Genomic DNA, 26,747 nt, shown 5'->3' on the forward strand with positions numbered 1-26,747 from the left:
TGGTCTGATTTCGTGGCTATGCTAAAGTAGCGCCGCTTATAACAGATCAGGGGAGACTGTGCGTGTTTGAGCTTCTGAAAGCGGGTGGCATTCTGATGGTGCCGATTGTGTTGTGCTCCATTCTGGCGCTGGCCATTATTCTGGAGCGGTTGTGGACCCTCAGGCCATCACGGGTGGCACCGCCGGATGTCATGTCCGAGTTGTGGCGCTGGATCAAGGCCAGAGAGCTCAATGGCCGCAAGCTCAAGGCACTGCAGGCGTCGTCTCCCACCGGGCGGGTCCTCGCCAGCGGCCTGATGAACGCCAAGCATGGCCGTGAGGTCATGAAAGAAAGCATCGAGCAGGAAGCGACCCAGGTTATCCATGACCTGGAGCGCTTTCTCAACCCTCTTGGTACCATTGCCACCATCTCCCCGTTGCTGGGTCTGCTCGGTACCGTCATCGGCATGATCAAGGTCTTCGCCAAGATGCAGGGCACGGAAGGGGCGGCCAACATCGCCACTCTGTCCGGGGGTATTTCCGAAGCTCTGGTGACCACCGCCGCCGGCCTGACCGTGGCCATTCCCGCACTGATTGCCCATCGTTACCTGATTCGCCGTATCGAGGCCCTGGTGGTGAACATGGAGCAGGAGGCAATCCGTCTGGTGGAGGTCGTGCATGGCGATCGCGAAATTGACGTCGAGGGAGTCTGACGGTCGTGAAATTCCAACGCCAGCGTAGCCGAGAGGTAGGGGTGGATCTCACACCCCTCATTGATGTGGTGTTCCTGCTGCTGATCTTCCTGATGGTGTCGACCACCCTGCCGGACGACAATCACCTCAATATTCAGCTACCCGAGGCCGACGGTGAGCCGGTGACGGCGGATGTGGAGCTGATCGACCTGGTGGTGAACGCCGAGGGCCACTACATTGTCAACGGTCGTACCCTGATCAATAATCGGCGGGAAACGCTTGAACAGGCCATCCGCGATACAGCCGGTGGCAATGATGAGCTGCCGTTCGTCATTACCGCAGACGCCCGCACCGCCCACGAGTTTGTGATCAGGGCGATGGATGTTGCCGGTAAACTGGGCTTTACGAAGATCAAGTTCACCACCGATCCGACATCGGACGACTCCTAGTGCGCCTTGACACAAGTGTCACGCAACCGGCTGACCAATCAACCAGACGGTACACTGAATCCGGCAAACACCTGGCAGGGCAATGAAGCAAGCTGAAGCATCCAACTGGCAGACCTACGGTCGCCTGCTCAAGTACGTCAAGCCGTTCTGGCTGGCGTTCAGCCTGGCCGTAGTGGGCAACGTGATCTATGCGGCCGCGTCCACAGGCATGGCCGCGGCGATGGAATTCGTGATCCAGGCCATCGAGAATCCCACGCCTGAAAATCGCATGTTGATCACGGGACTGATCGTGGGGGTATTTGCGTTCCGGGGTGTGGGCACCTTCATGAGCCAGTATTTCATCGCCTATGTCGGGCGCCATGTGGTGAATGCCCTGCGCAAGCAACTGTTTGACCGGCTGCTGACGTTGCCATCCCGCTACTTCGACAACCATGCCTCGGGTCGCCTGGTGTCCAAACTCACCTTCAATGTGGAACAGGTAGCGGACGCCACCACCAACGCAGTGACCATCATCCTGCGGGAAGGGCTGACGATCGTCGGCCTGCTGGGTTTCATGGTCTACACCAACTGGAAGCTCACCCTGATCTTTGTCGCCCTGGGGCCGCTGATCGCTCTTGTGGTGAGCTACGCCAGCAAACGTTTCCGCAAGATCAGCCGCCGTATCCAGAGCTCCATGGGGGATGTCACCCATGTGTCGTCGGAGTCCATTACCGGCTACCGGGTGGTTCGCACCTTTGGCGGTGAAGACTACGAGCGCAAGCGCTTTGGCAAGGTGGCCGACCGCACCATGCGTCAGGGCCTGAAAATGGCATCCACCCAGGCCATCGCCACGCCGGTGGTTCAGGTGTTCGTGGCGTTGGCCCTTGCCGCACTGGTCTGGGTGATGCTGGCGCCGGAGATCCGTGGCGGCATGACCACCGGTGAGTTGGTCGCCTTCATCACGGCGGCGGCTACCATGGCCAAGCCGATCCGCCAGGTCACCTCGGTGCACGCCAAAATCCAGAAAGGGGTTGCGGCCGCCCATGACGTATTTGGCACCATGGACGAAGAACCGGAGCAGGATACCGGGCGATATTCACCGGACCGGGTCAGGGGAGCGATTAACTTCGACAACGTCAGCTTCCGCTACCAGGACACCCTGGATGACGTGTTGCACCAGATCAGTCTGGAGATTCCAGCCGGCCAGAGTGTGGCTCTGGTGGGGCGTTCCGGCAGTGGCAAATCCACACTGGTGAGTCTGCTGCCACGGTTCTACGAATACCAGCAGGGTGAGATCCGGCTGGATGATCACCCCATCACCGACTTCAGCCTGACCGCCCTGCGGGCCCAGATCGCCCTGGTCACCCAGAACGTGGTGCTGTTCAACGATACCATTGGCGCCAATATTGCCTACGGCTCGCTGAGGGAAAGGTCCCGGGACGAGATTGTGGAGGCCGCCCGCAAGGCCCACGCCATGGAGTTCATCGAACGCATGCCGGACGGGCTGGATACCATGGTGGGCGACAATGGTGTGATGCTCTCCGGTGGTCAGCGTCAGCGTCTGGCTATTGCCCGGGCGCTGCTCAAGGACGCCCCGGTACTGATCCTGGATGAGGCCACCTCAGCCCTGGACACGGAGTCCGAACGTTACATCCAGGAAGCCCTGGAGACCGTCATGAAGGGGCGCACCACTCTGGTGATCGCCCATCGCCTGTCCACCATCGAGCAGGCCGACCGTATCCTGGTGATGGAATCCGGCCGCATTGTGGAAGACGGTAACCACCAGCAACTGCTGGACGCCGGCGGCGCCTACGCGCAACTGCACCAGATGCAGTTCAGCGAAGGATAATGGTGGACCTGGCCGGGAAGCTCTGGTACGGGCAACGACGCCCGCTGTGGCCACTGCTGCCCCTGGCCTGGCTGTACCAGCGTATTGCCCGTAACCGGCGTCGTCGCCTGCAGGCGCGGGCCCGGCCTTTGCCGGTTCCGGTGATTGTGGTGGGCAATATCACCGCCGGTGGCACCGGCAAGTCGCCCCTGACCGCCTGGCTTGCACACTTCCTGTCAGCACAGGGCTGGCGGCCGGTGATCCTGTCCCGCGGTTACGGCTCTGACCGGCCCGCTGATCGGCCGATGCTGGTGACAGCCGCGAGCGACCCTGCCAGTGCCGGCGATGAGCCGGTAATGCTTGCCGGTCAGACCGGCTGCCCAGTGGTGGTACATCCCAAACGTCTTGAGTCTGCCCGTATGGCCATGGAGCAGGACCTGGGGGATATTATCCTTTGCGATGACGGCCTGCAGCACTACTACCTGGCCCGCGACCTGGAACTGGCGGTTTTTGATGGCGCCCGGGGTATCGGCAATGGTGCCAGCCTGCCGGTGGGGCCGTTACGGGAATTGCCCGGGCGTTTGCGGGAGGTGGATTTCGTGGTGGTCAACGGCGAGGCCACCGGCCCCGTGCCGGACCACCCCCATCGCTTCATCATGACCCTGGAGCCGCACCGCGTACGCAACCTGGCGACCGGCGCCAGTCAGCCACCGTCATGGCTGTCCGGCCTTGACTGTATCGCGCTGGCGGGTATCGGTAACCCGCAGCGATTTTTCGGCCAGTTGCGGGCACTCGGCGCGACGGTGGAAGGTAGGGCATTCGCCGACCATCACCGATATACTGAAGGCGATATCGCCATGGCCGATGAGCGGCCGCTGTTGATGACCGCCAAGGACGCTGTCAAGATCCGGCCATTCGCCCACGAGCAGTGCTGGGTGCTGGAAGTAGAGCCTACCCTGCCTGCCACCTTCGGGCCGGCAGTAACGGAGGCCCTCCGGCGTAAACTGGCTGATCGCGGCCTGCAACCTTCTTCTTCACGAGAGACCTGACATGGACAAGAAACTGATTGCCATGCTTGCCTGCCCGGTATGCAAGGGCGACCTCAAGCTCGACAAGGATCGCAACGAACTGGTGTGCTACGGCGACGGCATGGCCTTCCCCATCCGCGAGGGCATTCCGGTCATGCTGGCCACCGAGGCCCGCACCCTGTCGACCGACGAGCGCCTCGACCGGCCCCTGGGGTAGGCCCATGTCCTTTACCGTTGTGATTCCGGCCAGATACGCCTCCTCCCGCCTGCCAGGCAAGCCCCTGGCTGACATCAACGGCTCGCCGATGATCCGTCACGTATACGAGCAGGCCTGCCGCAGCAGCGCCAGCCGGGTACTGGTGGCCACCGATGACGAGCGTATTGCGGAGGTTTGTGGGGGCTTTGGTGCGGAAGCGGTGATGACCTCCCCGGATCATGCCAGCGGCACCGACCGCCTGCAGGAGGTGGTGGCCAGGCTGGGGCTGGGGGATGACGCCCGGGTAGTGAATGTACAGGGGGATGAGCCGTTGATTCCGCCGGGTCTGATCGACCAGGTGGCCGGCGCCCTGAATGATTATCCTGAGGCTGCCATTTCCACCCTGTGCGAACGTATTGTCCGGCCGGCGGACCTGTTCAACCCCAACGTGGTCAAGGTAGTGCGTGACCACGATGGCTACGCCCATTATTTCAGCCGCGCACCCATGCCCTGGCTGCGCGACCAGTGGCAGCCCCTGACGATGCCCGACACCCTGCCGGATGACTACCGGGCGTGGCGCCATATCGGTATCTATGGGTACCGGGTCAGCCTGCTGCATCGCTTTGTCAGCTGGCCGCCTGCGCCCACCGAGACCATGGAGAGCCTTGAGCAGTTGCGGGCCCTGTACAACGGCGCACGGATACACGTCAGTGAGGCGTCCGAAACACCGCCGGCCGGCGTGGATACCCGGGAAGACCTGGAGCGCGTGCGCCGGCAGCTGGCTTGAAGAACTGGATTGAGGAGACCCCGATGAGCAACCGAGTTCGCGTACTGTTCGTATGCCTGGGCAATATCTGCCGATCACCCACCGCCGAAGGTGTGTTCCGCCAACAGCTGGAGCGCCATGGCCTGGCGGACCATGTTGAGGTGGATTCCTGCGGTACCGGCAGCTGGCATGTGGGCAAGGCGCCGGACGAGCGGGCACGGCAGGCTGCGGCCAGCCGTGGCATTGATATCGGCCACCTGCGGGCACGCCAGTTTCAGCCCGCAGATCTTGAGGTGTTTGACTACATCCTGACCATGGACCGGCAGAATCTGGCGGATGTGCGGGACATCTGGCATCAGCAGGGCGGCACCGAGCCACGGCTGTTTCTCGATTTTCTGGCGCGCCAGCACGAGGATGAGGTGCCTGACCCCTACTACGGTGGCGACGATGGTTTCGAGCGTGTGCTGGACATGATCACCGAGGCCAGTGACGGTCTGCTGGCCGATATCCGGACACGTCTGGACTGATGCGGCCCCGCAACCTGATCGAAAACGCCTCCCTGGAGAACCTGAGCACCATGGCGACCCCTGCCGTGGCACGCTACCTTGTATCCGCCCGCGATGCCCGCGAGGCCAGGAATGCTTTGGAGTGGGCGTCGGAGCAAGGGCTTCCGGTGCAGCTGGTGGGCGGTGGCAGCAACCTGATCTTCTGCGACGACTTCCCCGGCCTGGTGCTGCACATGGCGTTGAAGGGGCGCCACTGGGCGTCGGTGGAAGGGGATTCAGCCACGCTGGTGCTTGCAGCCGGTGAGAACTGGCATCAGGCAGTACTCTATGCCGCCGCCGCGGGCTACGGTGGACTGGAGAACCTGGCGCTTATACCCGGCACCGCCGGGGCCGCCCCGGTACAGAATATCGGCGCCTACGGGGTGGAACTGTCCGATACCTTCGTCGGCCTGACTGCCTGGGACCGGCAGGCCGGGCAGGAAGTATCCCTGACCGCCGCAGACTGCCGTTTCGGTTATCGGGACAGCCTGTTCAAACAGGAAGCTGACCGCTACCTGATCCTGGAGATCCGTCTTGCCCTGAGCCGTAGCCGGCCCTATGTGCTGGGTTATGGCCAGTTGAGCCAGTGGTTTGACGACAAAGAGCCATCCTCACCCATGGCGGTGGCGGAAGCGGTCATGGCATTGCGTCGTCGCAAGCTGCCGGATCCGTCGCAGCTGCCCAATACCGGCAGTTTCTTCAAGAATCCGGTGGTGCCCCGAGCGCAGTGGCAGGCCCTGCAGGAGCAATGGCCGGAAATGGTGGCCTATCCCATGGACGACGGCGTCAAGCTGGCGGCCGGGTGGCTGATCGAGCAGTGTGGCTGGAAGGGGTACCGCAACCGGACTGTGGGCGTCCATCACCGGCAGGCGCTGGTACTGGTGAATCATTCCTCGGGAACCGGTGCCGATGTGCTGGCCCTGGCGAGGCGTATCCGGGACGATGTTCAGGATTCTTATGGGGTGACCCTGGAAGTGGAACCCGGGGTGGTGCCTGCCGACTGTGGCCTGGCCCCGCGAGACTGAGGCAAGGCTGTTGAAGCGGGCGACCGGAGACGGTGTTCCCGGTCGCCCGCCTCTTGCCAGTGCCGGGGTCAGTGGCCCCGGCGGGGGGAAGCGTTCTGCAGGAACGGCAGAATCTCGTCTATGGGCAGGTCCTGCTTGTCCGCATCCCGGCGCCCCTTGTACTCCAGGGTGCCGGCAGTCAGCCCGCGGTCGGAAACCACCACCCGGTGGGGCAGGCCGGTCAGTTCCAGGTCCGCGAACTTCACGCCCGGGCGTTCTTTGCGGTCATCCAGCAGCACGTCGAAGCCCGCCTGGCTCAGCTGTTCGTACAGCTTCTCCCCGGCTTCCTGCACGGCTGGTGACTTGTGGCCGTTGAGGGTCACAACGGCTACCTCGAACGGTGCAATGGCGTCCGGCCAGATAATGCCCCGGTCGTCGTGATTCTGCTCGATAGCCGCCGCCACAATACGTGACACGCCGATGCCATAGCAGCCCATTTCCAGAAGGGCACTCTTGCCATTCTCGTCCAGCACCGTGGCGCCCATGGCCTTGCTATACTTGTTGCCCAGCTTGAAGATGTGGCCCACTTCGATGCCGCGACGGATCTCCAGCACACCCTTGCCATCAGGGCTGAGGTCACCCTCCACCACATTGCGCAGGTCCTCTACACGGCCCAGCGGAAGGTCCCGTTCCCAGTTTACGCCGGTCAGGTGATAACCCTCACGATTGGCCCCGCAGACAAAGTCCGCGAGATGCGCGGCAGCTCGGTCGACAATCACCGGCACCGGCAGTTTGACCGGCCCGATGGAGCCGGGAGGGCAACCGGTCGCCTTGCGGATTTCCTCGTCGGTGGCCATGGTCAGCGGTTCGGCAATACCCGGCAGGTTTTCCGCCTTGATATCGTTGAGGGTGTGGTCACCGCGCAGGATCAGCGCCACCAGGCCACGTTCCTCGCCGTCTTCCGCTTCCGCCTTGACCAGCAGGGTCTTGACCGTCTTCTCTGTGGGCACTTTCAGGAAATCCGAGATGGCGGCAATGGTGGTCTGGCCCGGGGTTGCCACTTCCGTCATGTCCTCGGACGGCTGCGGGCGGTCATCGGTGGGGGCCAGGGCCACCGCCTTCTCGAGGTTGGCGGCGTAGTCGCTTTCTGTACTGAAGGCGATCTCGTCCTCACCTGACGAGGCCAGCACATGGAATTCGTGGGACGCGCTGCCGCCGATGGCGCCGGAGTCCGCCTCCACCGGGCGGTAGTCCAGGCCCAGGCGGTCAAAGATGGCGCAGTAGGTGCGGTGCATCACCTCATAGGTCTCGTTCAGCGATTCGCTGCCGACGTGGAAGGAGTAGGCGTCTTTCATCAGGAACTCCCGCGCCCGCATCACACCGAAGCGGGGGCGGCGCTCGTCCCGGAACTTGGTCTGGATCTGGTAGAAGTTGGCGGGCAGTTCCTTGTAGCTCTTGAGCTCGTTACGGATCAGGTCGGTAATGACCTCCTCGTGGGTGGGGCCAAAACAGAAGTCCCGGTCATGCCTGTCCTTCAGGCGCAGCAGCTCACCGCCATACTGCTGCCAGCGGCCGGATTCCTGCCACAGTTCCGCCGGCTGTATGGCGGGCATCAGCACCTCCTGGCCACCGCTGCGGTCCATCTCTTCCCGCACGATCCGCTCGACCTTGCGCAGCACCCGCAAGCCCAGTGGCAGCCACGTGTACAGGCCTGAAGCCAGTTTGCGGATCATGCCGGCTCGCAGCATCAGTTGGTGGCTGACGATCTCGGCATCGGAGGGATTTTCCTTCAGGGTGGCAATCAGGTAACGGCTAGCTCGCATTATGGGTTCCGTGACGTAAAGAAGGTGTTGATGGTTAAGGAGTTCTTGAGCTCCTTGATGGCATCCCCCGTATTGTACGTGCCCTGAGCCAGAAATGAACCGGTCAGATGGCCCGGGGGCCCTGAATTATGCCTTGCGTCCGAAGACTGTCAGGCGGGGTCGGGATCAGGGCCCGGTGTTGCCATCCTTGTGCTCAATACCATGATGAAAAACCAGGAGCCCTCAAATAGCTCCAAGCCATACATCCGCGCTTCTCGGCTTTCGTAATTAAATTCACCCCGAGTAGGCCGAGAAGGACTTAGAAGGCAGCGGCGCGCATCAGCGCGTCCGCTGGCCTGACTTGTTAGCAGAGATGTCCTTGAGGCCGCCGGAGACATACTTGTGAAGGACACTGGAAACCAGGGACTGGTAAGGAAGTCCCTCTTCCAGTGCTCGACGTTGCAGTGCCTCCAGGTCGCGACTGGAGATACGTATATTGATCCGCTTGTCTTTCTTGAACATTTCTTCCGCTGCCTTCGTCAAGTACTCCCGACGATCGGCATCCAGATCTGACTCGAACTCTCCGGATTCGTAAGCCTCCAGCAGCTCTTGCTCTTCGGGCTCTAATTTGGTCTTGGCCATGCTACCCCCCTGGAAATTTTTTGGTGGCCTTGCGACTGGGGATAACCGACTTGAGAAAGATTTCTCTATCATCCTCGACGTACGGCACCAGCCAGGCGTAATCGTCAATCCGAACCACAAGCAGACGTTGATTCGGATACTTGTCCCTGTTGGGGTGAGGTCCATCATCTAGTAAACCACCAGACTGAAGAGCAAACAGGACATCTTCGAAGGAAACTCCGCGATCGCTCATCAACTGCTGGTTCTTTTCAGCACTCCAGTTAATTTGCTTCATGAAACGAGTCTAGCAGAGTGTGTGCCTATCGGCATCTTGCTAACAGCTGGTTTTACGAACGCATTCGTATAACACCCATTCGCATAGCTTCAGGATCAGGTCGCCCGAATCCCCAACAAAATGCCACAAATTCAGGATTCTACAGTCTGGCCCCACGGCTACCGCAGGGGTTATACGCCCTTGCGTGGGCCACCCCTGGAACTGATCGGCGTTCTATAACTCCGGACGGCAGGGACTCTGGGCACGTAGGTATGCCCGGTGGATAGACCGGCATGAAAGCTGGTACTCAAAGGCTCTCCAGGTATTTCAGGGGCAGGGCGGTGGAATCGATGACCCGTCGCAGCACAAAGCTGGAATGAACGCCGCTGACCCCGGGTATCCGGGTGATCTGGTTGAGCAGGAAATGGTGGTAATGATCCATGTCTGGCACCACCACTTTCAGCATATAGTCCGCATCCTGGCCGGTGATCAGGTAGCACTCCTGCACCTCCGGGTACTGTGCCACCTGTTGCTCGAAGGCTTCGAACCGTTCCGGGGTGTGCCGGTCCATGCCGATCAGGATAATGGCGGTCAGTGACAGGCCCAGCTTCTTGTGATCCAGCACGGTCACCCGCTGGCGGATGATGCCCGCTTCCTCCAGGGCCCGCACCCGTCGCAGGCAAGGGGAGGGGGACAGGTCAACCGCTTCCGCCAGTTGCTGGTTGTTGAGGCCGCCATCGCGCTGGAGTGCGTCGAGGATGCGGCGGTCCGTGCGATCCAGTTTGTGCAGGTCCTGGTCCTTTATGGGCATTAAATTGCCATCCGTGTAGCGTAAAGGGTTATTTGTTGCGCCCAGTTTGTCATCAGGGGCAAAAAAAGCAAACAAATTCCCGGCTTCCTGCGTTATCCTGTTGTCATATTATTCCTGATGCTGATTCAGACATAAGGACACCACCATGGCTTTTGATCACAGCAAGTACATCCCCTTTCAGCCGGTTCGCAAGACGGATCGCCGCTGGCCTGACCAGGTCATTGAAAAAGCACCCACCTGGTGTGCCGTGGACCTGCGGGATGGTAACCAGGCGCTGGTGAAGCCCATGACCGTGGCCCAGAAGCAGCGTCTGTTCGATCTGCTGGTGAAGGTCGGCTTCAAGGAAATCGAGATCGGCTTTCCGGCCGCGAGCCAGCCGGATTTCGATTTCTGCCGCAAGCTGATCGAGGAAGACCGGATTCCCGATGATGTCCGCATTCAGGTGCTGACCCAGGCCCGGCCTGAACTCATCGAGCGGACTTACCAGGCCCTGGAGGGCGCAAAGCGCGCCATCGTGCATGTGTACAACTCCACCTCCACCGTGCAGCGCCAGCAGGTGTTCGGCATGGATCGCGAGGGCGTGAAGCAGATTGCCGTGAACGGTGCCAAAGTGGTGAAAGACTTGGCTACCCGCTACCCGGAAACCGACTGGACCTTCCAGTATTCACCGGAAAGCTTCACCGGAACCGAGCTGGACTACGCCGCCGAGGTGGTGGATGCGGTGACTGAAGTCTGGCGCCCGGACCTGGGCCAGAAGGTGATCATCAACCTGCCCGCCACTGTGGAAATGGCCACCCCCAACGTGTTCGCCGATCAGATCGAGTGGATCTGTGACAAGATCCAGCGCCGGGAGCACCTGAGCGTCAGCGTGCATACCCATAATGACCGCGGCTGTGGCGTGGCCGCCGCCGAGCTGGCGGTGATGGCAGGGGCCGACCGGGTGGAAGGTACGCTGATGGGCAACGGGGAACGCACCGGCAATATGGACCTGGTTACCATGGCCATGAACCTGTATAGCCAGGGCATAGACCCGCAAGTGGACATGTCCAACATGGCCGAGATCACCGATGTGGTGGAGGCCTGCACCGAGATTTCCACCCATCCGCGGCACCCCTATGCCGGCGAGCTGGTATTCACCGCCTTTTCCGGCAGCCATCAGGACGCCATCCGCAAGTGCCTGGCCTACCGCAATGACGGTGACAAGTGGAATGTGGCCTACCTGCCCATTGATCCCCGGGATCTGGGCCGGCGCTACGAGGAAGTGGTGCGTATCAACAGCCAGTCCGGCAAGGGCGGTGTCGCCCATGTACTGGAGCGGGACTACAAGATCAGCCTGCCCCGTTGGCTGCAGATCGAATTCAGCCAGTGCGTGCAGAGGGAAGCGGAAACCAATGGTGGCGAGATTGACTCCCACACCATCCACCGCCTGTTCGAGGATCGTTACCTGGCTGTGGCCGACGGCTGGCGCCTGTCCACCTACGACCTGCACCGGGATGAGGAAGGTGTGAATGCCACCATCAAGTTCGGCAAGCCGGCGGTCGAACTGAAGGGCCATGGCCTCGGTGCGGTGGAAGCCGTGGTTGCCTCCTTGCAGGATCGATATGGCATCTCCGTGGCGGTGGAAGCCTACGATGAGTTCGCGCTGGGGGAGGGCACCACCGCCAATGCCATGGCCTGCATCCGCACCGTGGTGAATGGCGAGGTCCACAGTTCCGCCGCCCTGGCGGAGGATACAACCTCAGCGACCCTGCAGGCGCTGCTGTCGGCGGTGGGCAATCACGTGGTTGCGACGGCAGAAGCCGAGCCCGCCACGGCCTGACCCGTCGTCCAGACGCAGGAAAGCCGGCAGTTGCCGGCTTTCCTTGACGGTTTCCAAAGCCCGTGAGGGGCAATGGACGGAATGCGTAACCTTAAACCGGGGTTACGTTTTCCGCCTGGGGTCCTTTCGGGCCCTGGGTAACGGTGAACTCAACCTGCTGGCCTTCGGCCAGTGTCTTGAACCCGCTTGAATTGATTGCACTGTAGTGAACGAAAACGTCACTGCCGCCGTCCTGGGCAATAAAGCCAAAACCCTTGGACTCGTTGAACCACTTTACGCTGCCGGTTTTTGTATCAGACATTGATCTTTCCTGTGTTTCTGAACGTTGCGCCCTCACGGGACTTATTTCGGGTGCCGGTGGCCGTATAACACACCGACACAGTTTTGCTGGGGAGATGGCAGTTGTACTGAGGGAAGGAGTAACCGAACGCCTGAAAAGCAGATCGTTGCAACACTTTCACTTAATACCGCTGTCTTTCCACAGCATTTTCAGTATAGACCCAGTTCAGGGGGCGTCAAAGATTTTTTGAGACCCTTGAGCACCCCCTGCTTTTTCATGCAAAACAAGCAACTGTCATGACGATGTCAAAATTCCGTGAGTCGGTCATCGGCGCATCTGCTGGTTGATTTCCTGTAATATGGAAGGGTCATCTATGGTGGATGGTGCTGACCATTGCTCGCCGTCGGCAATCTGTCGTATCACCCGCCGCAGGATCTTGCCGGATCGGGTTTTGGGCAGCCGCTCCACCACGATGGCCCGGCGGAAGCAGGCAATGGCTCCGATTTTGTCCCGTACCATTTCCACCAGTTCTTCCTCCAGTTCCTCCGGGTCAATGGTGGCACCGTCCTTGAGCAGTACCAGGCCCATGGGAACCTGGCCCTTCATTTCGTCGCTGGCTCCCACCACGCAGCACTCGGCCACGGCAGGATGTGAGGCGACCACTTCCTCCATTTCGCCGGTGGACAGGCGGTGACCGGCCACGTTGATGACATCATCGGTCCGGCCCATGATGAAGACATAGCCGTCCTCGTCCACGAAACCGCCGTCGCCGGAACTGTAGTATCCCGGGATGGGGTCCAGGTAGGTCTTGCGAAAGCGCTCGTCGTCACCCCATACCGTAGTCAGGCATCCTGGAGGCAGTGGCAGTTTCACGGCCACCTGGCCCTGCTCGCCATGGGGCATGGGGCGCCCGTCCGGACTGACCACCTGAACGTCATAGCCGGGGGATGGCACGGTGGCAGAGCCGGGCTTGGTCTTCATTTCCTCGATGCCCACCGGGTTACAGCAGATGGCCCAGCCGGTTTCGGTCTGCCACCAGTGGTCCAGTACCGGCAGGCCGGTGTGCTCGATCAGCCATTCGTAAGTGGACGGGTCCAGCCGCTCACCGGCCAGGAACAGGCGCCTGAGTGAGCTGATGTCGTAGTTTCCCATCAGGTCCGCTTCCGGGTCTTCCTTGCGCACAGCCCGGAACGCGGTCGGGGCGGTAAACAGATAGTTGACGCCATGGTCCTGTACCACGCGCCAGAAGGCGCCGGCATCCGGGGTCTTGACCGGTTTGCCCTCGTACAGAATGGTCGTACAGCCCATGAACAGGGGCGCATAGACAATATAGCTGTGGCCCACGACCCAGCCGACATCCGACGCTGCCCAGAACACATCCCCCGGCTGCGCACCGTAGACCAGTTCCATGCTGTAGCGCAGGGCCACGGCATGGCCGCCATTGTCGCGGACAACGCCCTTCGGCTTACCGGTGGTGCCCGATGTATAGAGGATGTACAGGGGGTCGGTGGCGGCCACGGGTACCGGGTCGACGGGGGAAGCTGTTGCCATTTCCTCGTCCCAGTCCAGGTCTCGCCCGGCTACCATCTCGGCAGTCACCTGTGGGCGCTGGAACAGGATGCAGCATTCCGGCTTGTGATCGGCCTCTTCAATAGCCTTGTCTACCAGGGGTTTGTAGGCAATCACCTTGCTGACTTCGATGCCGCAGGAGGCGGTGATGATCGCCTTGGGGCTGGCATCGTTGATCCTCACTGCCAGTTCGTGGGCCGCGAAGCCGCCGAATACCACGGAGTGAATGGCGCCCAGGCGGGCACAGGCCAGCATGGCAATCACCGCCTGGGGCACCATGGGCATATAGATGATCACCCGGTCGCCATGGCCAATGCCCTGGGCCTTCAGCACACCGGCAAAGCGGGCGACCTGGTCAGTGAGCTCCCGGTAGGTGTAGCTGTGGGTGGTGTCGGTGACCGGCGAGTCGTAGATCAGTGCCTTCTGGTCACCGCGACCGGCACGGATGTTGGCATCCAGGGCCACATCACTGGTGTTGATCAGGCCATCGGGAAACCAGTCGCCATGGCCGTTGTCCTTTGCTTTCCAGATGTCTTCCGGGGGGCGGATCCAGTCAATGGCACTGGCTTTCTCGCGCCAGAACTGCTCGGGCTGGTCCACGGAACGACGGAACTCTGATTGATAATCCATAGGGTCACCTCGTCACCTTGGTTCATTGTTATTTTTGGTCATGATAGGAGTTCGACTGTAAGGGATTTGTGCTACAGCGGAAGTAGACCAAAGGCTAACCAGCCCGGCAGCGGCTATTTCCGGGCGCCGTGAAGGTGTGTACATGAAATGGCGGTATCTTGGGCGGGTTGGCCGGCAATGGCTCGGCGGGTCAGTCCGCCCCTGGGGCAACCGAGGACACGGTAGCGTCCACCGAGCCTTTCGCCAGTCGCGCCCGGATGCGATCCCCGGGGGCCAGGGTCGCGGGGTCTCGGACCACGGTCTGGTCGTCGCTGGAGACGATGGCGTAGCCCCGGCCCAGAGTCGCCAGGGGGCTGACGGCGTTCAGGGTGCGGGCCGCGGTGTCCAGTTGCTGGTTGCCGGTTTCCAGCCGCCGATTCAGGCTGGCCTGCAGGCGTTCACCGAGCTGTTCCACCTTCAGGCTCTGTTCGCCAATCTGGCGGGAGGGCCGGTGGCTCATCAGGCGCTGGGCCAGGTGGCTGTTGCGGGTCTGCTCGGTCGCCAGACGCTGCCGGATGGCATGACGGAAGCGCAGCTCCACATCGTCCAGGCGCTGGGCTTTTTCCTGCAACTGGTGTCGGGGGTCTCGCAGTCTTGCCGCGATCTGACCCAGCCGTGTGTCCTGTTGCCGCAGGTTGCGCCTGGCGGCGCTGACCAGACGCTGGCGGGTATCGGTCAGCCGGGCGATCCAGGTGGACTGGTCCGGCGAGATTTTCTCGGCAGCGGCGGATGGGGTGGGCGCACGCAGATCCGCCACGAAATCGGCAATGGTGACATCCACCTCATGGCCCACGGCACTGACGGTGGCAATGGGGCAGGCGGCGATGGCGCGGGCCACAGTTTCCTCGTTGAAGCACCAGAGATCTTCCAGGGAGCCGCCGCCGCGCCCGATAATCAGCACGTCGGCCTGGTCATGGCGAACGGCCCGGTTGATGGCGTCAACAATGCTGGCGGTGGCCGCCTGCCCCTGCACGGCGGTCGGGTAGAGGGTGACGGGAATGCCGGGGCAGCGGCGCCCTAGCACGGTCAGGATGTCGTGAATGGCAGCGCCCGTCGGGGACGTGACCACACCGATATGGCGGGGCATCTCCGGGATCGGCTTCTTGCGCTCCACTGCAAACAGCCCTTCTGCCTCCAACCTGGCCTTCAGGGCCTCGAAGGCCTGTTGCAGGGCGCCGAGGCCGGCCGGCTCCAGGTGCTCGACAATGATCTGGAAGTCGCCCCGGTTCTCGTACAGGCTGACCTTGCCGCGAATGCGCACCTGATCGCCTTCCTTCGGAATCTCCCGGATGCGCTGATTGAAACCCCGGAACATGGCGCATCGCACCTGGGCACGCTGGTCCTTGAGAGAAAAGTACCAGTGCCCGGAGGAAGGCCGTGACAGGCTGGAAAGCTCCCCTTCCACCCAGGCCTGCATGAAACTGCTTTCCAGCAGGTGCCGGGCCTGCCGGTTCAGTTCGGAGACGGTCAGTGCATGAGGGCGAAGGGGTTGGGAGGAGTCAGGGTACATCATTGTCTCTCTGGGCTTGTCGAAGCCCGCCGTCGGGCCGGAAATCACCATGTTATCAGAACCTTCTCGCTCGCCATACGGGTTTTCCGAGAAGCCGTTGCATTAAAAACAACGAAAATTCAGCAAGATGCACTCCAGGGCCGGTTGTGGTGCAGTTTACTGTGGCGCTCGCGACACTTATAATAGTTCGATTAAGGTGACCGGTTCCGTTGTGTGCTCCAGCAATGGCGCCGGGCCTCCATACAGTTTGTCCAGAAGGCGGGTCCCAATGTTGCGAATAGCCGAAGAAGCCCTCACGTTTGACGACGTTCTCCTGATGCCGGGTTACTCAGACGTGCTGCCGAAGCACGTGGATCTGAAAACCCAGCTCACCAAAGGCATTACCCTCAACATTCCGCTGATTTCAGCCGCCATGGATACCGTCACCGAAGCCGAGCTTGCCATTGCCATGGCCCAGGAGGGCGGTGTCGGCATCATGCACAAGAGCATGACGGCCGAGAAGCAGGCTGCGGCGGTGCGCAAGGTCAAGAAATTCGAGAGCGGTGTGGTCAAGGATCCCATTACGGTTACCCCCTCCAACACGGTGCGGGAGCTGGTGGACATTACCATGGCCAACAGTATTTCCGGTCTGCCAGTGGTTGATGGCAAGGATCTGGTGGGCATTGTCACTGGTCGCGATATCCGTTTCGAGAGCCGGATGGACACCCGGGTTGCCGATATCATGACGCCCAAGGACAAGCTGGTGACGGTCCGTGAGGGGGCCGACCTGGAAGAAGTGAAAGAGTTGCTGCATCGCAACCGTATCGAGAAGGTGCTGGTGGTCAATGAAGAGTTCGAGTTGCGCGGACTGATTACCGTCAAGGACATCCAGAAGGCCAAGGACTACCCGCTGGCCTGCAAGGACGACCAGGGCCGTCTGCGGGTAGGCGCTGCCGTGGGCACCGGCGCTGACACCGAAGCCCGCGTCGGAGCGCTGGTTGAGGCCGGTGTTGACGTGATCGTGGTGGACACTGCTCACGGCCATTCCGCCGGTGTCATCGACCGTGTTCGCTGGATCAAGGAGCAGTACCCGCAGGTGGATGTCATTGGTGGTAACATTGCCACTGCCGAAGCGGCTATCGCCCTTGCGGATGCCGGCGCGGACGCGGTCAAGGTCGGCATTGGCCCCGGCTCCATCTGTACCACCCGCATTGTTGCCGGTATCGGTGTGCCCCAGATCTCCGCCGTTTCCAATGTGGCGGCGGCCTTGAAAGATCGCGGCGTACCGCTGATCGCCGACGGCGGTGTCCGGTTCTCCGGCGACATTGCCAAGGCCATCGCCGCCGGCGCCTACTGCGTGATGGTAGGTAGCCTGCTGGCGGGTACCGATGAATCGCCAGGCGAGGTGGAGCTGTTCCAGGGCCGGAGTTACAAGGCCTACCGTGGCATGGGCTCCATCGGGGCCATGGGGCAGGGCTCCAGTGACCGCTACTTCCAGGATGCCAGCGAGGGCGTCGAGAAGCTGGTGCCGGAAGGCATCGAGGGCCGTGTCGCCTGCAAGGGCCCCATGCGCAATATTGTTCACCAGCTGATGGGCGGCCTGCGTGCGGCCATGGGCTATACCGGCAGTGCCGATATGGAGACGATGCGAACCCGTCCCCAGTTCGTCCGGATCACCAACGCCGGCATGCGTGAGAGTCATGTACACGACGTGACCATCACCAAGGAAGCCCCGAACTACCGAGTTGGCTGACATTGCCTGGTTTTCGGCCCTCATCTGAGGGCCGTTTTCGTCTAGTCTGTTGAGGAATTCATGTCCCAGAACATCCATGACCACCGCATCCTGATTCTTGATTTCGGTTCCCAGTACACCCAGCTGATCGCCCGCCGCGTACGTGAGATCGGGGTCTACTGTGAGATCAAGCCCTTTGACCTCACGGCGGAAGCAATCGATGAATTCCGGCCCAGGGGGATCATTCTGGCCGGTGGGCCGGAATCCGTCACCGAGCTCGGCGGGCCCAGGGCCCCGGAAGGTGTGTTTGATCGGGGCGTACCGGTGCTCGGGATCTGCTACGGCATGCAGACCATGGCGGAGCAGCTTGGCGGCCGGGTGGCCAGCTCCGAGAAGCGGGAATTCGGCTATGCGCAGATCAGGGTTCGCGCCGAAGGGCCGCTACTGAAGGACATCAAGGATCACCTCACCGCCCAGGGCGATTCACTGCTGGACGTGTGGATGAGTCACGGCGACAAGGTCGTGGTCATGCCGGAGGGCTTCGAGCTGCTGGCGTCCACCGAAAGCGCGCCCGTGGCCGCCATGCAGGACACCAGTCGGGGCCTGTACGGTGTGCAGTTCCATCCGGAAGTGACCCACACGCTTCAGGGCCAGCGTATTCTGGAGCACTTCGTTCAGGATATCTGCCGCTGCGAGGCGCTGTGGACACCGGCCCGCATTGTGGATGACGCGGTACGCCAGATTCAGGAGCAGGTGGGCGATGAGAAGGTCCTGCTGGGCCTTTCCGGCGGAGTGGATTCATCGGTAACCGCGGCGCTGCTGCACCGTGCCATTGGTGATCAGCTTACCTGTGTGTTCGTGGACAATGGTCTGCTGCGCCTGAACGAGGGCGACCAGGTCATGGACATGTTCGCCCGCAACATGGGCGTCAAGGTTATCCGGGCGGCATCCGAAGACCTGTTCCTGGGTCGGCTGAAGGGCGTTGACGATCCGGAGCAGAAGCGCAAGGTCATCGGTAACACCTTCATCGAGGTGTTCGACGAGCACGCCACCGCCATTACCGATGTTAACTGGCTGGCCCAGGGCACCATCTACCCGGATGTGATCGAGTCCGCCGCCTCCAAGACCGGCAAGGCCCATGTCATCAAGTCTCACCACAATGTGGGCGGGCTGCCGGAAACCATGAAGCTCAAGCTGGTGGAGCCGCTGCGGGAACTGTTCAAGGACGAGGTGCGCCGTATCGGTCTGGAACTCGGGCTGCCCTATGACATGGTCTACCGTCACCCCTTCCCGGGGCCGGGGCTGGGTGTACGCATCCTTGGGGAGGTGAAGAAGGAGTACGCCGACATCCTGCGCCGCGCCGACGCCATCTTCCTGGAAGAGCTGCACCGGGCTGACCTTTACCACAAGACCAGCCAGGCGTTTGCAGTGTTCCTGCCCGTCAAGTCGGTGGGTGTGGTCGGCGACCAGCGCCGCTACGAATACGTGATTGCCCTGCGGGCGGTGGAAACCATTGATTTCATGACCGCCCGCTGGGCACGACTGCCCTACGAACTGCTGGAGACCGTCTCCAACCGGATTATCAACGAGATTACCGGTGTCTCCCGGGTCACCTATGACGTGTCTTCCAAGCCGCCGGCGACCATCGAGTGGGAATAGGGGCGGCGCCTGCCAGTATTGCCGGACAACACCGTGACGGAACAGACTGAAGACGATCGGCTATGGATGAAGCGTGCCCTGGAGCTGGCTGCCCAGGCCGCGAGCCATGATGAAGTGCCCGTGGGTGCCGTGGTGGTTCTTGATGGCAGGGAGGTGGGCACTGGCTACAATGCGCCCATCTCGTCCTGTGACCCCACCGGCCACGCGGAAATCCGTGCACTGCGGGATGCCGCTGCCCGGGTGGGCAACTATCGCTTGTCCGGTGCCACGCTTTACGTAACACTCGAACCCTGTACCATGTGCGTGGGTGCGCTGGTTCACAGCCGCATATCCAGACTGGTCTACGGTGCGACCGAGCCGAAGGGCGGGGCGGTTGAGTCAATCCGTGCCACCCTGGAAGAGCCGCACTTCAACTGGACAGTCGCGACCACCAGCGGCATCCTTTCTGCCGAGTGCGGGCAGACACTGACAGATTTCTTCGCCGCCCGCCGGGAACAGATTCGTCGGGCCCGAAACAAACCTCAGGCCTGAGTGATTCAGGGACGAAACGGAACAACAGCATGAAAGTACTGGTGACCGGCGGGGCCGGCTATATCGGGAGTCATGTGGTGCGCCAGCTGGGCCAGGCCGGGCATGACATCATTGTGTTTGATAACCTCTCCACCGGCTATGCCTGGGCGGTTACCGCCGGCGAACTGGTGGTCGGGGATCTGGCCGACGAGCAGGCTATCGACGACCTTTTCGCCAGCCACTCGTTCGACGCGGTACTGCACTTTGCCGCCAACATCGTGGTGCCGGAATCCGTCGCCAATCCCCTCAAGTACTACAGCAACAACACCCGCAATACCCTGAATCTGCTCAAGGCCGTGGAGCGCTACTCCGTGCCTTACATGGTGTTCTCATCAACGGCGGCCGTCTACGGCATGCCGGAGGAAACCGTGCTCACCGAGGACATGCCCCTGGCGCCCATCAACCCCTACGGGGCGTCCAAGATGATGAGCGAGCGCATGATCATGGATCTGGCCGCGGCCTCATCCCTGAAGTACGTCATCCTGCGCTATTTCAATGTTGCCGGTGCCAACCCGGAAGGGCTGCTCGGGCAGGCGACACCGGAAGCCACGCACCTGATCAAGGTGGCCTGTGAGTGTGCGACCGGTCTTCGTCAGGGCATGAGTATTTTCGGTACGGATTACGACACCCGGGACGGCACCTGCATCCGTGACTATATCCACGTGGAAGACCTGGCGAAGGCCCACGTCATGGCGCTGGACTATATGTCCCAGGGCGGTGATTCCCGTGTACTCAACTGCGGCTACGGGCGGGGCTTTACGGTTCATGAGGTTATCGATGTGGTGAAGTCCCGCTCCGGTGTGGACTTCCCGGTGGAAGAAACCGGTCGTCGTGCCGGTGACCCGGAAGCGCTGATGGCGGACAACCGCAAGATCACCGAAACCCTTGGCTGGACCCCGGACCACGATGATCTGGAAACCATCGTCCAGACGGCTCTCGACTGGGAGTTCAAGTGGCAGAAAATCCGAAAACAAAATCAGTAAAATCAGTAAGCCAGGGCTTTTATTTAAAGTGATTTCAACTCGATCAGAAGGCAAGGAATGAACCCATGAAGATTACCATTTTCGGCACAGGCTATGTGGGGCTGGTGACAGGCGCGTGCCTGGCGGACTCCGGCCACGATGTGCTTTGCATGGACGTTGATCAGGGAAAGATCGAGCGACTGAAGAACGGCCAGATTCCGATCTATGAACCGGGCCTTGAGCCGGTGGTCCGGCACAACACCGACGCCGGGCGTCTGCAATTCACCACGGATGTTGCTGAAGCGGTGGCCCATGGACTGCTGCAGTTCATCGCCGTGGGTACACCTCCGGATGAAGATGGTTCCGCAGATCTGCAATACGTGCTGGCGGTAGCCAGGTCCATCGGTCAGCACATGGATGACTACAAGGTAGTGGTGGACAAGTCCACGGTGCCGGTGGGCACCGCCGACAAGGTACGCGATGCCATCCGCCTCCAGCTGGACCACCGTGGCAGCGAGCTGGAATTCGATGTGGTATCCAACCCCGAATTCCTCAAGGAAGGCGCCGCCGTCAATGACTTCATGAAGCCGGACCGCATCATCGTTGGCACCAGCAGCGACCGGGCGGAAGAGGTGTTGCGGGAGGTTTACTATCCCTTCAACCGCAACCACGACCGGATGATCTTCATGGATATCCGTTCCGCCGAGCTGACCAAGTACGCCGCCAATGCCATGCTGGCCACCAAGATCAGCTTCATGAACGAGGTGGCCAACCTGGCCGAGCGCCTGGGTGCCGATATCGAGGCGGTGCGCCGGGGTATCGGTTCCGACCCGCGTATCGGCTATCACTTTATCTATCCGGGTTGTGGTTACGGCGGCTCCTGCTTTCCGAAAGATGTTCAGGCGCTGGCGCGCACTGCCTACGACTGTGGCTATGAGTCAAAACTGCTCAACGCGGTGGAAGCAGTGAACTACGACCAGAAACACGTACTGTTCGACAAGGTTAGCCATTACTTCCAGGGCGATCTGGCGAACAGGACGGTTGCCGTCTGGGGCTTGTCATTCAAGCCCAACACCGACGACATGCGTGAGGCGCCGGCCCGCACCCTGATGGAATCCCTGTGGCAGGCCGGCGCGAAAGTGCAGGCCTTCGATCCGGAGGCCATGGAGGAAACCCAGCGCATTTACGGCAACCGGGATGACCTGCAGCTGTGCGGTACCAAGGAGCAGGCTCTGCGCGGTGCCGATATCCTGGTGATCTGCACCGAGTGGAAGGAATTCCGCTCGCCGGATTTCGAGGCCATTGCGAAAGCCCTCAGTGAACCGGTAATCATCGATGGTCGCAACATGTACGACCCGCAGATGCTTGATCGCTATGACCTGGTCTATTACGCCATTGGCCGTGGCCGCAACCAGTTCAGGGCCGTCTGACCCGATGGCTGCCGAGTTTCACCTTCATCAGCGGCTCGAGGCTGACACCATCAGCCTCGGTCGCTCGGGGCTATGCGACATCCGGCTGATGAATGATCGCACCTGGCCCTGGGTGCTGCTGGTTCCCAGGCGCCCGGACATCCGCGAGATCTATCAGTTGTCCGTGGCTGATCAGCAGCAGTTGCTGGCGGAGTCGTCCTTTCTGGGGGAGGGCATGATGGCCGCGTTCAGCGGTGACAAGCTGAATGTGGCGGCGCTGGGCAATATGGTGCCGCAGCTTCACCTGCATCACATCGTCCGCCAACAGGGGGATACCGGCTGGCCCGGCCCGGTGTGGGGTGTCCAGCCGCCAGTGCCTTATACCGACGAAGAAGTTGAGAAATGCCGCACCCGCATGGCGCCGGTGCTTGCCCGGCTGAAGGCCTCCTGATTCCCGCTCACGCCGACCGTTGGCGACGGGCCATCATCTGAGAGCCCAGCAGAACCATCCGCAACTCCATTTTCAGCCGTTGCCGTAGCTGTTCCTTTTCCTCGCGGCTGGCATCAAGTGCTTCCGCGCCCTGGTTGAATACCAGGGTCACCATGGCTTCGGCGACCGTACGAGGGCTGGTGAGAGGTTTGCCGCGCTCTTCCCCGAAACGGGCCAGGTCATCCGCCAGTTCCGTTACGAAGTGATCAATTTCAGCTTTCACCGCCGTGCGGAATTGCTTGGAAACCCCCGTACGTTCGCGCAGCATCAGCCGGAACAGGTTGGCGTTGTTGGCAAGGTATTCCAGAAAGGTGTCCACAGAGGTGCTGATGGCGCTGCCGTCCCGGGCGATCCGTTTGCGTGCCTGTCGCATCAGCTGGCGAAGGGCAACGCCGCCTTCGTCAACCAGGGCCAGGCCCAGTTCATCCAGCTCCGCAAAGTGGCGATAGAAGGAGGTGGGTGCAATGCTGGCCTCGCGGGCCACTTCCCGCAGGCTGAGGCTGCCAAAGCCCCGGTCGGCGCTGAGCTGGGAGAGGGCAGCGTCCATCAGGGCGCGACGGGTGCGGAGTTTTTGTTCAGCGCGGGCTGACACGGGGGTAATCCTTGTACATCTTGACGATGGCTTATTGTAGTCACCCAATGATGAGGATGGTAGCGGATCACCATTACCCGTGATGGTTTGCACGAAATGTCTCCAGTATCTCGCCCGGCCAGTTCGTTAATCGGACGGGTACCTGAAAACAGGGTACTCAACCCTGATTTTGGGCGCGATTGTGTTTATAATGACCGGCTTTTCACATCCCCCTTCGGGGCGGCCACCGTTCGGTGGCCCGATTTCAGATCACACAACTTGAACGACAGCTATGGGAACGGGTATGCGCAGTCACTATTGCGGTGGAATCAACGAATCAAACATCGATCAGGACGTCACGCTCTGTGGCTGGGTCCACCGCCGGCGGGATCACGGGGGCGTCATTTTCCTGGACCTGCGTGACCGGGATGGCATGGCCCAGGTGGTGTTCGATCCTGATACCGAGGAAAGCTTTGCCAAAGCGGAAAAGGTGCGCAGCGAGTTTGTTATCCAGGTCGTGGGCCGGGTGCGCCGTCGCCCGGCCGGCACCGAGAACGCCAACATGCCCACCGGCCAGGTGGAAGTGCTGGGTCGTGAGCTGACCATCCTCAACGCCGCCGCGACACCTCCGTTCCCCCTGGACGAGCACGTGGATGTGGGCGAGGACGTGCGCCTGCGTTATCGCTTCATGGACCTGCGCCGTCCCGAAATGCTGAACCGGTTGCGGTTCCGTTCCCGCGTCACCAGCTACCTCCGCAATTTCCTGGACGGCAACGGCTTCATGGATGTTGAGACCCCCATCCTGACCCGTGCCACCCCGGAAGGCGCCCGTGACTACCTGGTACCCAGCCGTACCCACGAAGGCTCCTTCTTTGCGTTGCCCCAGTCGCCCCAGCTGTTCAAACAGTTGCTGATGGTGTCCGGCGTTGACCGTTACTACCAGATCGCCAAGTGCTTCCGTGACGAGGATCTGCGCGCTGACCGTCAGCCGGAATTTACCCAGGTGGATATCGAGGCTTCCTTCGTCAGCGAAGAAGACCTGATGCAGCTGACCGAATCCATGACCCGTAACCTGTTCCAGGACGTGCTGGAGGTGGCGCTGCCGGAATTCCCGCGCATGCCCTACGCCGAAGCCATGCAACGCTATGGTTCCGACAAGCCGGACCTGCGCATCCCGCTGGAGCTGGTGGACGTGGGTGATCTGGTTGAGGGTGTGGACTTCAAGGTCTTCTCCGGTCCCGCCAAAGACCCGAAAGGCCGGGTAGCAGCGCTGCGCGTGCCCGGCGGCGGCAGCCTGACCCGCAAACAGATCGACGAATACACCAGATTTGTCGGAATCTATGGCGCCAAGGGCCTTGCCTACATCAAGGTCAACGACATTGCCAAGGGTGTTGAAGGCCTGCAGTCGCCCATCGTCAAGTTCCTGGGTGATGAAACCGCCATGGCGGTGATGGAGCGTGCCGGTGCGGAAGACGGTGATATCGTTTTCTTCGGCTCCGACAAGGCTTCCGTTGTCAACGAGGCCCTGGGCGCGTTGCGGATCAAGGTCGGTCACGATCTGGATATGCTCACCAGCGAGTGGGCACCCCTGTGGGTGGTGGACTTCCCCATGTTCGAGGAAACCGACGATGGTCGTCTGACCGCCATCCATCACCCGTTCACCGCACCCAGCTGTACCCCGGAAGAATTGGCAGCGGACCCCGCCAGTGCGCTGTCCCGGGCCTATGATATGGTGCTGAACGGCACCGAGCTGGGCGGCGGCTCGATCCGTATCCACGACGAGGACACCCAGCAGTCCGTGTTCCGTGTTCTGGGCATTGATGAAGAGGAAGCCCGGGCCAAGTTTGGTTTCCTGCTGGATGCACTGAGGTTCGGCTGTCCCCCTCACGGTGGCCTGGCCTTTGGCCTGGACCGGCTTGTGATGCTGATGACCGGCGCCAGCTCGATCCGCGACGTTATCGCCTTCCCGAAAACCCAGAGTGCCACTTGTCTGATGACCCAGGCACCGGGTGAGGTGGACGAGAAGCAGCTCAAGGAACTCAATATCCGCCTGCGCAAGAAGCCGGCAGCGGCGTCTGCTGACAGCGAAGGCGGCAAGTCAGAAGGTTAAGTGTGTAGCCGCTCCGGTCACCCGCCGGAGCGAATTCCAATTCACAGGCCAGCAGTAAATGGGAGTGGTTTATGGCCGGGCACAGCAAATGGGCCAACATCAAGCACCGCAAGGCGGCCCAGGATGCCAAACGTGGCAAGATCTTCACCAAGATCATTCGTGAACTGGTGGTGGCAGCAAAGCTGGGCGGCCCGGACCCGAACGACAATCCGCGCCTGCGAGCGGTCATGGACAAGGCGCTCACCGCCAACATGAAGAAGGACACCATCGAGCGCGCCATTGAACGGGGCGCCGGTGGTGGTGATGACGACAACTACGAGGAGCTGACCTACGAGGGTTATGGCCCCGGTGGTGTCGCCATGTATGTGGAAGTGATGACCGACAACCGCAATCGCACGGTGGCCGAGGTTCGCCACGCCTTCAACAAGTTCGGCGGCAATCTGGGCACCGATGGCTCGGTGGCCTTCCTGTTCAGCAAACAGGGTATTCTCAGCTATGCGCCAGGCACCAGCGAAGAGCAGTTGATGGAGGTGGCGCTGGAGGCGGGTGCCGAGGATATCGTCGAACAGGAAGACGGCTCCCTGGAGGTGCGTACCACCCCGGAAGATTACCTGGATGTGAAGGAAGCGCTGGTCGAAGCCGGCCTCGAACCGGACAATGCGGAAGTCACCATGGTTCCGTCCACAACCGTGGACCTGGACCGCGACGGCACCGAATCCAATTTCAAGCTGATCGATACGCTGGAAGACCTGGACGATGTGCAGAACGTATATTCCAATGCCGAGTTCTCCGACGAGGTGTTGCAGGAGCTGAACGGCTGAGTCTTTTTTTATCCACAAGATGCACGGGAGCTGGGCCTGATGGCGATAATCCTGGGTGTCGACCCCGGGTCCCGTACCACCGGGTACGGCATTATCCGCACCGGCGGTCGCACTACCGACTACCTGGACAGCGGCTGTATCCGGGTCGGTGAGCGCCCCATGGCCGAGCGGCTGCAGATTATCTTCCAGAGTCTGGCAACCCTGATTGCCGAATTCCGTCCGGACGAATTTGCCATCGAGCAGGTGTTCATGGCCCGGAATCCGGATTCGGCCCTCAAGCTTGGTCAGGCCAGGGGCGTGGCCATTGTCAGTGCGGCCAATTCCGGCTTGGCGGTACATGAGTACTCGGCCCGCCAGGTCAAGCAGGCCGTGGTGGGTAAGGGCGGCGCCGACAAGTCCCAGGTCCAGCACATGGTGCAGGCCATCCTCCAGCTGTCCCGCAGGCCCCAGGAGGATGCCGCCGATGCCCTCGCTATCGCCCTGTGCCATGCCCATATGAGCCAGAGCGTGGCGCGGTTGTCCGGGGCTGCCGGGCAGTCAGTGTCAACGTCCCGGGCGACCGCCAGGGGGCGTGTCCGTGGCGGCCGGATGCGTTAATCTTCCCGCTGTTCCAATAACACTCG

Annotated in this window: 26 protein-coding genes; 18 read left to right on the forward strand and 8 right to left on the reverse strand. The window is 61.3% G+C overall.

Features of this window, described 5'->3' with window-relative positions; all coding sequences use genetic code 11:
* The first annotated feature begins 62 nt into the window (after positions 1-62).
* From pocA to murB, 8 genes are all read left to right on the forward strand, one after another.
* Positions 63-692 (forward strand): flagellar polar localization protein PocA, encoded by a 630-nt coding sequence (gene pocA / locus IE079_RS17660; RefSeq protein WP_189578201.1) that lies wholly within the window; start codon positions 63-65, stop codon positions 690-692.
* A 5-nt stretch (positions 693-697) separates the two neighbouring features.
* Complete coding sequence (locus IE079_RS17665) at positions 698-1,120, forward strand: ExbD/TolR family protein (protein WP_189578203.1); 423 nt, start codon at positions 698-700, stop codon at positions 1,118-1,120.
* A gap of 82 nt (positions 1,121-1,202) precedes the next feature.
* Positions 1,203-2,948 carry a lipid A export permease/ATP-binding protein MsbA gene (gene msbA / locus IE079_RS17670; RefSeq protein ID WP_189578205.1) on the forward strand — a complete coding sequence of 582 codons (1,746 nt, stop codon included), beginning with the start codon at positions 1,203-1,205 and terminating at the stop codon, positions 2,946-2,948.
* Entirely contained in the window at positions 2,948-3,976 is a 1,029-nt protein-coding gene (gene lpxK / locus IE079_RS17675) for a tetraacyldisaccharide 4'-kinase (RefSeq protein ID WP_189578207.1), read from the forward strand. The genes msbA and lpxK overlap by 1 nt, the downstream gene beginning before the upstream one ends.
* Position 3,977: 1 nt before the next feature.
* Positions 3,978-4,172 carry a Trm112 family protein gene (locus IE079_RS17680; RefSeq protein WP_189578209.1) on the forward strand — a complete coding sequence of 65 codons (195 nt, stop codon included), beginning with the start codon at positions 3,978-3,980 and terminating at the stop codon, positions 4,170-4,172.
* 4 nt (positions 4,173-4,176) lie between these two features.
* The gene (gene kdsB, locus IE079_RS17685) at positions 4,177-4,938 is read left to right on the forward strand and encodes a 3-deoxy-manno-octulosonate cytidylyltransferase (protein WP_189578211.1); all 762 of its coding nucleotides are present in this window, start codon (positions 4,177-4,179) and stop codon (positions 4,936-4,938) included.
* Positions 4,939-4,961: 23 nt separating this feature from the next.
* Positions 4,962-5,444 carry a low molecular weight protein-tyrosine-phosphatase gene (locus IE079_RS17690; protein WP_189578213.1) on the forward strand — a complete coding sequence of 161 codons (483 nt, stop codon included), beginning with the start codon at positions 4,962-4,964 and terminating at the stop codon, positions 5,442-5,444.
* On the forward strand, positions 5,441-6,487 hold the full coding sequence (murB, locus tag IE079_RS17695) for a UDP-N-acetylmuramate dehydrogenase (RefSeq protein ID WP_373296226.1): 1,047 nt from the start codon (positions 5,441-5,443) through the stop codon (positions 6,485-6,487). Before IE079_RS17690 ends, murB begins: the two co-directional genes overlap by 4 nt.
* Before the next feature lie 68 nt (positions 6,488-6,555).
* Here the strand turns inward: murB and IE079_RS17700 are convergent, their stop codons facing one another.
* The 4 genes from IE079_RS17700 to IE079_RS17715 form a co-directional block, all read right to left on the reverse strand.
* Positions 6,556-8,289 (reverse strand): proline--tRNA ligase, encoded by a 1,734-nt coding sequence (locus tag IE079_RS17700; protein WP_189578217.1) that lies wholly within the window; start codon positions 8,287-8,289, stop codon positions 6,556-6,558.
* Positions 8,290-8,607: 318 nt separating this feature from the next.
* Positions 8,608-8,910 (reverse strand): CopG family antitoxin, encoded by a 303-nt coding sequence (locus IE079_RS17705; protein WP_189578219.1) that lies wholly within the window; start codon positions 8,908-8,910, stop codon positions 8,608-8,610.
* Position 8,911: 1 nt separating this feature from the next.
* Positions 8,912-9,184 (reverse strand): BrnT family toxin, encoded by a 273-nt coding sequence (locus IE079_RS17710; RefSeq protein WP_189578221.1) that lies wholly within the window; start codon positions 9,182-9,184, stop codon positions 8,912-8,914.
* Between the two features lie 286 nt (positions 9,185-9,470).
* Positions 9,471-9,974 (reverse strand): Lrp/AsnC family transcriptional regulator, encoded by a 504-nt coding sequence (locus IE079_RS17715; protein ID WP_189578223.1) that lies wholly within the window; start codon positions 9,972-9,974, stop codon positions 9,471-9,473.
* 145 nt (positions 9,975-10,119) lie between these two features.
* On the opposite strand from IE079_RS17715, the gene leuA reads away from it, so the two are divergent.
* Positions 10,120-11,793, forward strand: a complete 1,674-nt coding sequence (gene leuA / locus IE079_RS17720; RefSeq protein WP_189578225.1) for a 2-isopropylmalate synthase — start codon at positions 10,120-10,122, stop codon at positions 11,791-11,793.
* A gap of 91 nt (positions 11,794-11,884) precedes the next feature.
* Here the strand turns inward: leuA and IE079_RS17725 are convergent, their stop codons facing one another.
* The 3 genes from IE079_RS17725 to xseA form a co-directional block, all read right to left on the reverse strand.
* Positions 11,885-12,094: a cold-shock protein gene (locus tag IE079_RS17725; RefSeq protein WP_189578227.1), complete on the reverse strand. Its 210-nt coding sequence runs from the start codon at positions 12,092-12,094 to the stop codon at positions 11,885-11,887.
* Positions 12,095-12,397: 303 nt separating this feature from the next.
* Positions 12,398-14,272 (reverse strand): propionyl-CoA synthetase, encoded by a 1,875-nt coding sequence (locus IE079_RS17730; protein ID WP_189578229.1) that lies wholly within the window; start codon positions 14,270-14,272, stop codon positions 12,398-12,400.
* Positions 14,273-14,462: 190 nt separating this feature from the next.
* Complete coding sequence (gene xseA / locus IE079_RS17735; protein ID WP_189578357.1) at positions 14,463-15,821, reverse strand: exodeoxyribonuclease VII large subunit; 1,359 nt, start codon at positions 15,819-15,821, stop codon at positions 14,463-14,465.
* A 268-nt stretch (positions 15,822-16,089) separates the two neighbouring features.
* On the opposite strand from xseA, the gene guaB reads away from it, so the two are divergent.
* The 6 genes from guaB (at position 16,090) to IE079_RS17765 (ending at position 22,583) form a co-directional block, all read left to right on the forward strand.
* The gene (gene guaB, locus IE079_RS17740) at positions 16,090-17,553 is read left to right on the forward strand and encodes an IMP dehydrogenase (protein WP_189578231.1); all 1,464 of its coding nucleotides are present in this window, start codon (positions 16,090-16,092) and stop codon (positions 17,551-17,553) included.
* Between the two features lie 60 nt (positions 17,554-17,613).
* Positions 17,614-19,191 carry a glutamine-hydrolyzing GMP synthase gene (guaA, locus tag IE079_RS17745; protein ID WP_189578233.1) on the forward strand — a complete coding sequence of 526 codons (1,578 nt, stop codon included), beginning with the start codon at positions 17,614-17,616 and terminating at the stop codon, positions 19,189-19,191.
* Between the two features lie 66 nt (positions 19,192-19,257).
* The gene (gene tadA / locus IE079_RS17750) at positions 19,258-19,722 is read left to right on the forward strand and encodes a tRNA adenosine(34) deaminase TadA (protein ID WP_373296227.1); all 465 of its coding nucleotides are present in this window, start codon (positions 19,258-19,260) and stop codon (positions 19,720-19,722) included.
* Between the two features lie 29 nt (positions 19,723-19,751).
* A complete protein-coding gene (gene galE / locus IE079_RS17755) occupies positions 19,752-20,744 on the forward strand; it encodes a UDP-glucose 4-epimerase GalE (protein WP_189578237.1) in 993 nt (330 codons plus the stop codon).
* A 65-nt stretch (positions 20,745-20,809) separates the two neighbouring features.
* The gene (locus tag IE079_RS17760) at positions 20,810-22,153 is read left to right on the forward strand and encodes a UDP-glucose dehydrogenase family protein (protein ID WP_189578240.1); all 1,344 of its coding nucleotides are present in this window, start codon (positions 20,810-20,812) and stop codon (positions 22,151-22,153) included.
* A 4-nt stretch (positions 22,154-22,157) separates the two neighbouring features.
* Positions 22,158-22,583 (forward strand): HIT domain-containing protein, encoded by a 426-nt coding sequence (locus IE079_RS17765; protein ID WP_189578242.1) that lies wholly within the window; start codon positions 22,158-22,160, stop codon positions 22,581-22,583.
* Between the two features lie 7 nt (positions 22,584-22,590).
* Here IE079_RS17765 and fabR read toward each other — a convergent pair whose 3' ends face one another.
* Positions 22,591-23,214 carry an HTH-type transcriptional repressor FabR gene (gene fabR / locus IE079_RS17770; protein WP_189578244.1) on the reverse strand — a complete coding sequence of 208 codons (624 nt, stop codon included), beginning with the start codon at positions 23,212-23,214 and terminating at the stop codon, positions 22,591-22,593.
* A gap of 283 nt (positions 23,215-23,497) precedes the next feature.
* On the opposite strand from fabR, the gene aspS reads away from it, so the two are divergent.
* The 3 genes from aspS (at position 23,498) to ruvC (ending at position 26,721) form a co-directional block, all read left to right on the forward strand.
* Positions 23,498-25,303, forward strand: coding sequence for an aspartate--tRNA ligase (aspS, locus tag IE079_RS17775; protein WP_189578246.1), 1,806 nt, complete (start codon positions 23,498-23,500; stop codon positions 25,301-25,303).
* Between the two features lie 71 nt (positions 25,304-25,374).
* On the forward strand, positions 25,375-26,124 hold the full coding sequence (locus tag IE079_RS17780) for a YebC/PmpR family DNA-binding transcriptional regulator (RefSeq protein WP_189578248.1): 750 nt from the start codon (positions 25,375-25,377) through the stop codon (positions 26,122-26,124).
* A gap of 39 nt (positions 26,125-26,163) precedes the next feature.
* Positions 26,164-26,721 (forward strand): crossover junction endodeoxyribonuclease RuvC, encoded by a 558-nt coding sequence (gene ruvC / locus IE079_RS17785; RefSeq protein ID WP_189578250.1) that lies wholly within the window; start codon positions 26,164-26,166, stop codon positions 26,719-26,721.
* Positions 26,722-26,747 lie beyond the last annotated feature (26 nt).

This window comes from Marinobacter zhanjiangensis (assembly GCF_014651935.1).
GTDB classification, from domain to species: Bacteria; Pseudomonadota; Gammaproteobacteria; order Pseudomonadales; family Oleiphilaceae; genus Marinobacter; species Marinobacter zhanjiangensis.